The 9,520-nt window shown below is 64.5% G+C and carries 8 protein-coding genes; 2 read left to right on the top strand and 6 right to left on the bottom strand.

Annotated elements, in window-relative coordinates:
* Positions 1-473, top strand: a 473-nt coding sequence (locus OXT71_10855; protein ID MDE2926884.1) for a hypothetical protein, incomplete at its 5' end; no start/stop codon positions are given.
* 192 nt (positions 474-665) lie between these two features.
* Positions 666-1,901, top strand: coding sequence for a TonB-dependent receptor plug domain-containing protein (locus OXT71_10860; GenBank protein ID MDE2926885.1), 1,236 nt, complete (start codon positions 666-668; stop codon positions 1,899-1,901).
* 16 nt (positions 1,902-1,917) lie between these two features.
* On the opposite strand, the gene OXT71_10865 is transcribed toward OXT71_10860, so the two are convergent.
* The 6 genes from OXT71_10865 to OXT71_10890 form a co-directional block, all read right to left on the bottom strand.
* On the bottom strand, positions 1,918-2,160 hold the full coding sequence (locus OXT71_10865; protein MDE2926886.1) for a hypothetical protein: 243 nt from the start codon (positions 2,158-2,160) through the stop codon (positions 1,918-1,920).
* 199 nt (positions 2,161-2,359) lie between these two features.
* Positions 2,360-3,082, bottom strand: a complete 723-nt coding sequence (locus OXT71_10870) for a carboxypeptidase regulatory-like domain-containing protein (GenBank protein ID MDE2926887.1) — start codon at positions 3,080-3,082, stop codon at positions 2,360-2,362.
* A 132-nt stretch (positions 3,083-3,214) separates the two neighbouring features.
* A complete protein-coding gene (locus OXT71_10875) occupies positions 3,215-3,640 on the bottom strand; it encodes a hypothetical protein (GenBank protein MDE2926888.1) in 426 nt (141 codons plus the stop codon).
* A 169-nt stretch (positions 3,641-3,809) separates the two neighbouring features.
* Positions 3,810-5,429, bottom strand: a complete 1,620-nt coding sequence (locus tag OXT71_10880) for a RagB/SusD family nutrient uptake outer membrane protein (protein MDE2926889.1) — start codon at positions 5,427-5,429, stop codon at positions 3,810-3,812.
* A 29-nt stretch (positions 5,430-5,458) separates the two neighbouring features.
* Entirely contained in the window at positions 5,459-8,560 is a 3,102-nt protein-coding gene (locus OXT71_10885; protein ID MDE2926890.1) for a TonB-dependent receptor, read from the bottom strand.
* A 258-nt stretch (positions 8,561-8,818) separates the two neighbouring features.
* On the bottom strand, positions 8,819-9,328 hold the full coding sequence (locus OXT71_10890) for a hypothetical protein (GenBank protein MDE2926891.1): 510 nt from the start codon (positions 9,326-9,328) through the stop codon (positions 8,819-8,821).
* Positions 9,329-9,520 lie beyond the last annotated feature (192 nt).

The following is a 9,520-nucleotide window of genomic DNA, read 5'->3' on the forward strand; positions in this document are numbered from 1 at the left end:
CGTCATTCCATCGCCCAGGCTCGCGCGCGACCCTTCATCTCCCCGCGACCGCGACCCGAGCAAGAGAGAGAAGGACGATGGACGAGATGTGGCAGCTCTACATGGCTATGGGCACGGTCCTGGCGGCCGTGGTCACCGCGATGGCCTTCGGGTGGCGCGTGTCGAGCGCCATGCGGAAGGAGAACCGCGAGGCCCACGCCGGCATCCGCACCGAAATCCGAACGGTGCGCAGGGAGTTGGGTGCCGAGATCGCGGAGAACCGAGCGGGGATCGCCGGGAACCGAGAGAGGATCGCCGGGAACCGAGAGGCGATCGGAGGTCTCCGGGAGGATCTCGCCGCGTTCAAGGGGCACATGGATGCGAAGATCGACGCCCACGGCGCGCGCATCGAACTCCTGGAGGCGAGGGTCGCCAGGACCGGCGAAGACGTGGCGTTCATCAAGGGGCTCCTGACCGGCGGGGGCCAGGACTGAGCCATACGCGCGGGTGGGCGGTCGGGCTACGGCTGCTCTACCGGACGACTTGGCCCGGAATCGGTGGTCGGCCTCCCTCCGAATGGGTGGACGAATTCCTCGGAGCAGGCAATGGCCACATCTGTTGAGCGATGGAGGGCCTCCGTAGATTGACAAGGGGCGATTCTGCCGTCGAGACAGGTGAGGATTGAAGTGAAACTACCCCCCAGGGGCCTCCCGGGCGCGCTCGCGCTCCTCCCGCTGCTACTTGCCGGGGCCCTTGATGCCCAGGAGACGGGCACCGTTTTCGGCCGCATTCTGGACCAGGATACGTTCCAGCCGGTCGTTGGAGTGGTGGTTCGCATTACGACCGCGGATGGGGTTCTGCAGGATATTTCCGGGCCCGTTGGAACCTTCCACATCATGGATGTCCCCGTGGGCGAGCGGGTCGTGGTGATGGAGCACATCGCCTATGGGGAGTACGCGCAGCATGTGGCCGTGGAGCCCGGCAGGGACCTGCGGGTGAACGCGCACATGTCGCAACGCGCCATAGAGTTCCAGCCTCTGGTGGTCGAAGCGCTCAGCGAGGTCGAACGCCGCCGCCTTACCTCCGGATTCGACATCAACGAGATCCCCAGGGAGGAGATCGAACTGGCGGCGCGGGGCGGCCAGCACCTCGGCGATCTGCTGCGCGGAGGGATGCCCGGCATCCGGGTGCGCGGCGGCGGTCGGCCGGGCGACTACCTGTGCGTCGAGTATCGGGGCAGCGGAGTGGGTGAATGTGACGAAGTGTCGGTCTACCTGGACGGCGTCCCGGTGGGCGACCCCGGGCTGATCTACTCGAGTCTCGACCTGAGCGACATCGACCGGGTGGAGGTGCTCTCGCCTCTCGAAGCGGTGACCCGTTTCGGCAATCGGGCTTCCGGCGGCGCGCTCCTGATCGAGTCCCGCGACACCAGCTTCCGGCGAGAGAACAGCCTCTTTGGCCCTTCCCTGGGCGCCTACGATTGGTCGCTGGAAGAGGCGTCGCACCCGTGGGCGAAGGTCCTGGGCAGCACGATTCTCGCAAACGCTGCGGGCGTAGGGCTCGGGTATCTGGCTCTGAAGCAGTGCGTGGCGAGTGAGCCGACGACGCATGGCCGGCGGTACACGAGCCAGTGCGGTGACCTGGCGACGATCTCGACGGGCATCGTCGCGCTCAACCTTCCCGGGACCATCGGGGGATTTGCATCGTCCAGGGCCGGAGCCACGCAGTTGTCGCGCGGCCGCTACCTTCCCGCCGCCATGGCCGGACTGATCTCGACCACCGCGGGATACGTGATGGTGATGCGCGCCGAAGACCCGGGGTACAAGAGCGATTCCCTCCGTCTCGCGGGGCTGCTGACGATGACGGTGGGTACGCCGTTGCTGTTGACCCTTTCGGATCGTCTTTTCCGGACTCTGCGCTGAGTCTGCCCGGCGCAGGCTACGGGACGTTGACGACGATGAGTGCCATCCACCACGGAGTTGCCGAAATCACGGCGTCGACGTGATTGTCGTGTGGCAGAAACCCGCACGGGACCGGCGAGTCTTCCACCGGATCGATCCTCATGTAGTCCGCGCTGTCGCTCTCGCGGACATGGCAAGCGATCCAGAGCGGGGGGACGCGGTCCACCTCCTGGCCGGCCTCCGGCGGCAGATGGGCGAGCGCGAAGCCGGTATTGTCCAATTGTCCGTAAAACGCGATTCGAAGCGCGTTCTGAACGGGTCCTTCGAAGCCGGGCGGCGGAGGTACTGCGTGAAGTTCACCGGCCTCTACCGGAACTTCGACCGACGTGGTCGAACTGCTATCCGCGCACGCTGCCGCGAGGAGCAGCACTCCGCCGATGCAACGGCTCACGCGAGCCGAAGGACGAACCCCGTTCCCTCTAACGACCCGCCCTCCAGGTCTCGACCACGATGACGCCGTTGGCTGCGTCGGGATAGAGTGAAGCGGCGGAGGGACCTCGAAGAACGCGAATCCTCCGGATCTCGCTGGCGGAAAGATCCTCCAGGTACTGGACGTCGGCTCTCGCTCCGTCGACGTAGATCGAGGGCACGTTGCTTTGGGAGACGGAGGCGTTGCCACGAATGCGGATTTCGCTCCGCGCGGCGGATCCGGCGACATCGGCGCGTACGGTGAGGGAAGGCACCCGGGCGGTGAGTAGTTCGAGTGCGTTGCGCGCCGAGTCCGACTCGTCGGGCACGATCTCAGTGTAGCTTCCGCCGTCTTCCACGTCGTCTTCGGGTCTGTCCGCGACGACGCGCAACTCGTCCAGCAGGAAGGCGATGGGAGAAAGCGGAAACTGCGCGAAGGTCACGTTGTCGGACCGGACCTCCACTTCGCCCACGAGCGCGATATAGCCGAGCTGCTCCACCCTGACGGATATGCTGCCAGGCGGCACGTCGCGCAGGGAAAAATGCCCATCCACGTTGGTGACGTCCGAGAGCTCGTGGCTTACCACCGTGACGATGGCGCCTGAGATGGGTTCCAGGGTAAAGTCGTCAACTACCGCGCCCACGATCGAACCACCCTGCTGGGCGTGTGCCGCCGTCGTGCCCGCAACCAACGTCAAGGCGACGACCAGAAACCGAATCGATAAAACGTTCACCGGGATACCCTCCCCGCGGGTTGTTGTCAGGTCAGCCCTGATACCCGCTGGATCAGCGGTCGTTTCGCAAGGGCTCCGCGGTCGGGATCCTGGTGAGTGGCAACCCTCGCGCGCGAGCGGAGGTCGATAGGCTCAGGGGACGTTGACGACGATCAAAGCCTCCCACCACGGGGTCGCGAAGATAACCGCGTCGAGGTGGTCACCGTGTGGTTGGAGCCCGCACGGGAGCACCGAGTCTTCCACCGGATCGATTTTCACGTACTCCGCGTCGTCGTTCTCGCGGACGTGGCAAGCCATCCAGAGCAGCGGGATGCGGTCCGCCTCTCCCGCCTCTGGGGGGAGGTGCCCCAGCGCATAGCCGGTGTTGTCCAGTGTTCCGGACAACCCAATGCGAATTGCGTGCGGAATGGGTCCTTCAAAACCCGGCGGTGGAGGCACTTCCTGAAGTTCCCCCGGTTCCGGCGGGATCTCGACGGAGGTGGTGGGAACGATGTCCGCGCACGCACCTGTCGCGACCAACAGCATCGCCACTCCCAGGTTCATCCGCCGCGTATTCATCCCCACTACCCTATCGGGCGGCGTTGCGACATTCAAGCAATCATGGCTTCACCGACGACCACGGGGGAGGCCGCAACCTCGTGCGACCTCCCCCGTGTCCGTGGCGGTTTGCGTCAGTCTCGCCAACTCGGAGACCACGCTTCAGCCAAGGTCCTGCGTCACGCCAACCCTACATGGGACGCGGCTGATAACCCGGCGACTCCACCCAGTCGGCATACCCCTCGGGGATGTTATGGTTGGTGTCGTTCTCCGCCTTGGGCAGCGGGAAGCAGAGCATCAGCGGCTCCTCGGGTACATTGAACGATTGCGCCAGGGCGGTGGGAATGAACTCAAGATCATTATACTCGCCGGGCGTGTCTTCCCCACCAGGGCCGGATGACGGTGCGGGAGGTTCCGAATTGGCCCGCCAGCGCCAGCGGTCGCCGAAGCGCCGACCCTCGAGCGTCAACTCGATCAACCTCTCGAACTTGAGCGCGGTCCAGACCTCCTCGGCGCTCATGGCCTCGACAGGAGGCATCATGCCGCCGGCGGAGAAGTCCTGGAGGGTGTAGCTGTCCTGGTTGAAATACTCGGCCAGCTTGGGGTTGTTGTTCCAGGAGGTCTGCTCCTCCGAATGGAGTTTGAGGTCGAACTGCTGCTTGTCGGTCATGTCGATGGGATAAATCTCCACCGAGGTCCTGATGTTGTTGATGTGGGTCAAGGCCGCCTGCCAATTGCCCATACGCAACTGAGCTTCCGCAGCCACCAACTCCATCTCACGTCCGTCGACCAACGAAACCTGAAGCGTTCGCTGGGCTGACCGACTGGGCTGGAAGATGTAGAAATCCCTCGCGCCCTTCCGTGGTGCGATTCCCTTCAAGGGATAGTACATCGGAACCAGAGAAGTCCATGTCGTGCGCGGCGGGTGGGTTTGCGCACGCTTGGCTTCACCGCCGTCAGCCTCGCGGGATCCGTTGTCGTAACCGAAGGCCACCCGGGAGTCGCCGGTCAGCAGGAAATGTTCCCCCGCCGGGGTTCCCCAGTAGGACAGAGACTGGAAGCCCGTGGACATCACGTGGCCGTACGTGTTGAAGTACTCGCCCCCATCTCCGGAAAACTCGGTCTGGTAATCGAACGCCATGGGAACCTGCTGGGCGTCGGAGAGCGCACCCGCCCAGTCGCCCTTGAAGAGGCGCGCGGCGGCCCGGGCACCGATGGCAGCCGTCTGGATCTCGTCGATTTCCATGTTCGCCTGGGCGATCTGGGCAGCGGACGAGAACTGTTCGATGGCACGGTCGAAGTAGGCCAGCTTGGGCTCCGGAGCACCGCCATCGAATACCGCGGAGCATGCATTCTCGCCCAGATAGCGGTTGGCCAAACCGGCGAGGAGGTATACCTCTGCCAGACGATCATAGGTTGATGCGTCAATATCCGGGTTGTCCGGCCAGGAACGAATGGCCTCTTCCGCGATCCATCGAGCTCGATGGAGCGAGCCCCAGCTTCCGCGGCCGTCGTAAAGGTCGTTGAGGAGGGCAACTTCCTCCTCGTTGCGGACGCCCGCCGACCCGGTGTGGCCGCTGGCCATGAGGTCGTGAGTGATGGCGCCTCCGAGCAATGCGTATTGGCCGAAGCCTCCCTGAACCCCGAGGCGGACACCGTTAACAAGGCCCAGGTGGGCACCGGTGGCTGCGATGGTCTCACTCAGAACCGGTCCCGGGTTGGTGACCTCGAGGTCACAACCCGCCAGTCCGAGGATCCCGGCAACGACGCCAACCGCAGCCAGCTTCTTTGCTAGGAATCTTGAAGTCATATCTTGATTCTCCTTGGTTGCCAATGTCTCTAGAAGATCGCTCTGAGCGAGACGGTGAAGTAGGAAACCGGGGGAAGCGTCTCGTCGATTCCCTTGACCAGGTCGTGCCTGAACTCACCGGAGGCAGTCGTCCAGGGACTGTTCTCGTTCTGCTCGGGGTGTCCCGTGATCAGGTTCGCGTGCGTCCAGAAGGCGAGGTTGCGCCCGGAAATCACGAGATCGGCGCGGCTGGCCCAGGAAGTCAGAGATGGCAGCAGGTTTGAGACCGGGATGGACAACGTGACGTCACGCAACTCCGCGAAATCGGACTCGGAGTTGGCGTATTCATAGCGAGCCATGCCAAAGCACTGCGCCAACTCCCACGCGTACATGTCGGCGGGGCGGACATCCGGGCGCGGCGGGCCGTCGTTCCTTCCGTATTCGCCCGGGACCCAATTGGAATCAATCTTGCGGTAGGCGTCGTAGCACTTCGGATGGGAAATGGCGCGGCCGGTGCCGCCGGCTTCGAAGTAGTTGGAGATCCAGCCGCCGCGCAGGTACTCGCCACGCGCGGACAGAGTCAGCCCTCCGGGAAGATCGAATGAGGTGCTTCCCGTGAACATGTAGGGCGGGTTGGCGGGACCGTATATCTCACGACCGCTCGAGTAGATCGGGTCCGCAAGGTCGTTCGCGTTCATCACGCGCCGGGCGTAGATGACCGGCACCGGGCATCCCTCGTCCCCGTTCGCGCCGCAGTCCGTTCTGATCCATCCATACTCGCCGACGCCGAAAGGCGCCGCGTCGCCGAGATCGAGGACCTTGCTGTGGTTGGTGGCAAGCCCGAGGCCGAGATCCCAACGGAGCGAACGCGTGTCCAGCAGCGTCGTGTTGGTCTGGATCTCGATCCCCTTGTTCTCGAACTCGCCCACGTTCTCGAGCTGCGACCTCCAGTTCCCTTCGCTGTCGGGCGAAGCGACGTTGAAGAGAGCGTCTCTGGTGGTCTGATGGTAGTAGGTCACCTCGGCGCTGAAGCGACCTTCGAGCCACGAGCCGTCCAGGCCGACCTCGTACTCGACCGTGCGCTCGGGACCGAGCTCGTCGTTGCCCCGGTTGGCGGGCCAATAGGCAGGCTCGGTATAGTTGTAACCGACCTGGCTCCAGGTCCGCACCTTGTCGAACGCCCCCGGAGCACGCCCGGCGAGACCGTAGGCGCCACGGAGCTTTACCTGACCGAACGCCTCAGGCCAGAAGTCTTCATCCGAAATCACGTAGGAGGCGCTGACTTTCGGGTAGAAGTCGAAGCGGAAGTCCTCGAGGCCCAGACCGAATCCCACGCTCTCACCGAACGCGCTGTTGCCGTCCACCCGCGCTCCGAGGGTCAGGAAGTACTTGTCGTCGAAGCCGATCTGGTCCTGCATGAAGAAGCCGCCGCTTACGATCCGCAAGCGGTTGTGACCGACGCTCTGGCGCAGGAAGCCCGTCGATAGTGTGAAATCACCCGTCGCCGGGAAGTGGCGGACCACATACTCGCTGTTCTCGATGTCGTTCTCGACGCCCTGGGCACCGAACGACAGGGTGTTGCGGATGTTGTCGGTGATGCCGAAGCCGAGGGTGCCGACGTAGTCGAAGCTGCGGACGGTGTTCTGCGACATGCCGCGCCGCTGCTCACCCTCATAGATGTAGTCGGAGAAGTCGCCGTAGCGACCGATGGGGCACAGCCAGCAGTGCTGCTGGTCGTTGAAGTGGTCATCCTGCGAGAAGTCGTATCCGAGCGTCAGGCGGTGCGTGAAGTCCGCTCCCGGTGTGTAGGTTACCGTCAGGCCGCTCACCGCGCGCGTGATCTGGTTCTTGTACTCCTCGGTAAGCAGGAGGCGCAGGGTCTCCGGGTCGCGTCCCGTCTGGGAAAAGCCGGGCATGTAGCTCTTGGGCCCGCGAATGGCGGTCATCATGATGGAGGTGACCGAGTTCCCCATCTGGGCCTGCTGGAGATCCGTGCGGGCCAGCGTGTTGTTGAACTGGATGAGCACGTCCTCGTGCGGACGGAATGTGGTGTTGGCGCGCAGATTGAGCTTGGATTCGCTGTCCGTCTCTACCGCTCCGAGGTTGTCGTTCCAGGCAGCCGACACGAAGTAGCCGAGATCGCCGGAACCGCCGCGAACCTGCATCGAGTAGCGCTGCCGGTGGCCGTTGCGGAAGACCGGATCCAGGTACATGTGGGGCACTTCGCTCGTTCCGAACGGACGGAAGTACGACACGCCCTGCTGGACTTCGGCGGTCCACTGGGGCGCGCCCTGGCCACCCGACTTGGTGAAGATCTGGATCACGCCGGCGGCCGCCTCGCTGCCGTAGAGCGTCGTGGCCGCGGGGCCCTTGATGACCTCGATCCGGTCGATGTCGTCGGGATTGAGGTCGTTGAGCGGGCTGTAGGGATCCTCGGCGCCGTTCTGGCTGGAGGTCGGCTCGCTCTTGGCGCGCATCCCGTCGATGTAGATGAGGGGCTGGTTGCTGAGCGCCGTGCTCACGTTGCCGCGCAGACGGATGTCGGCGCCGGAACCGGAGTTCCCGGAACTGAACTGGATGCGGGCGCCTGCCACGCGCGCCTGCAGAAGCTGGCCGACATCGTTAACAGGCTCCGCAACTTCGGCGATGTTGATCTGCTCGATGGCGTTTCCGACCTCGCGGCGACGCGCCTGACCCGCCGTCCCGGTGACGACGATCTCGTCGAAGTCGATGACTTCTTCATCGAGGCCGAAGTCCACAGTGGTCGCCTGGTCGTCGGCGACGTTCACCTCCTGCGACGCGCTCGTGTAGCCGATGAGCTCGACCCGCAGCGTGTGGGTGCCGGCGGGCACGTTGATGATGAGGTAGCGTCCCGAGGCGTTGGTGAGGCCGCCGAGGCCGGTGCCCTCGATGAACACCTGGGCCGCGGACAGCGGACGACCGGACCCGGCGTCGGTCACCAGTCCGGTCAGCGAACCCACGAGCGGAGTGGCCTCCGTCACGCGGATTCCCAGGGCGTCGCCAAGGGATCTGGCGGCCCTGTCCACCGCCGGGGCGTTCACGTCGCTGTTCGCGGGCACCTGGGCTTCCGCGAACGACCACGACGTGGCCCCCAACAGCAGAGTGAGGGTTAGTAGCCGGATGACTCGCATAACACTCTCCTTCTTTGGGGTGGCTTCCCGCCACCGTTTTCAGTCCCCTCCGCCCCCTCCCGGAACGACCGGCGCCTGAGCCGGTGTGCGCAAGGCACACACAACCCTGCCCGGAAACCGGGTGCAACCCGATCAGAATGGACGTCCTTCGCGTGACGCGCAAGGGGCGCCAAATTCCCAATCGCGGAAGTACCGTCAGAACCTGAATTCCGCCAAACCACTTCAGAGCCCGCAGCCAATGGCTACGCGGTCCGGCGCCTACGGGACCGCGATCGAAAAAAGACGCAGGCCGATCATGTTCTCCGTTTCGGGGGGCTGAGGTTGGCCGGCAGCTCCCCCGGTTGTCCTTCCCTGGAGCATTGCGCCGACGATTACCACGATCCCGCCCGTGGCGAGCAGGGTGTTGTTGCGGTCGAACTCGCGCACGGCAACCTCCTGGATTGAGCCACGGGCCAACTGCGTCGTGAACAGCGATCCCCCCGCGCCTCGCAACTGGATGGTAGGGCCCTCCTCCCCTACCTCGGACACACGCCCGCTGACGCGGTTGTTGGAGAGATTCATGGATTGCACGGGAAAGCCACCGACGGCCGCCTCGTTGACGACCCGCCCGAAGCCCTCCTGGTCCAGCGTAAAGCGGGCGGTCTGGTCGGGCGCCAACGTCTCGAGCGATACCGTCGAGTAGTTGAAGCACGCTCCCAGCGGGACCATGAGCGCTCCGGCAGCCGCGAGCTTGCGGCACCGGCGGAGAACAGACGTTGTTGCGGTCATTGCGTTGCTCCTTCCTGCCACCCTGCGGAAGTTCCGTCAGCGGACCCCCCGGGTCAGCAGGCTACACAGTTGTTGTTGTTGTGGGATCCGAGCGACTCAAGCAGTTCGACCGTGCTCGGGAAGGGCAGGATGCGCTGCACCGGACCGTTCGCCATGTCGGCGGTGGTCTGGCCGCTCCGGCTCACGGCGGTG

This window comes from Acidobacteriota bacterium (assembly GCA_028874215.1).
Classification (GTDB): domain Bacteria; phylum Acidobacteriota; class UBA6911; order RPQK01; family JAJDTT01; genus JAJDTT01.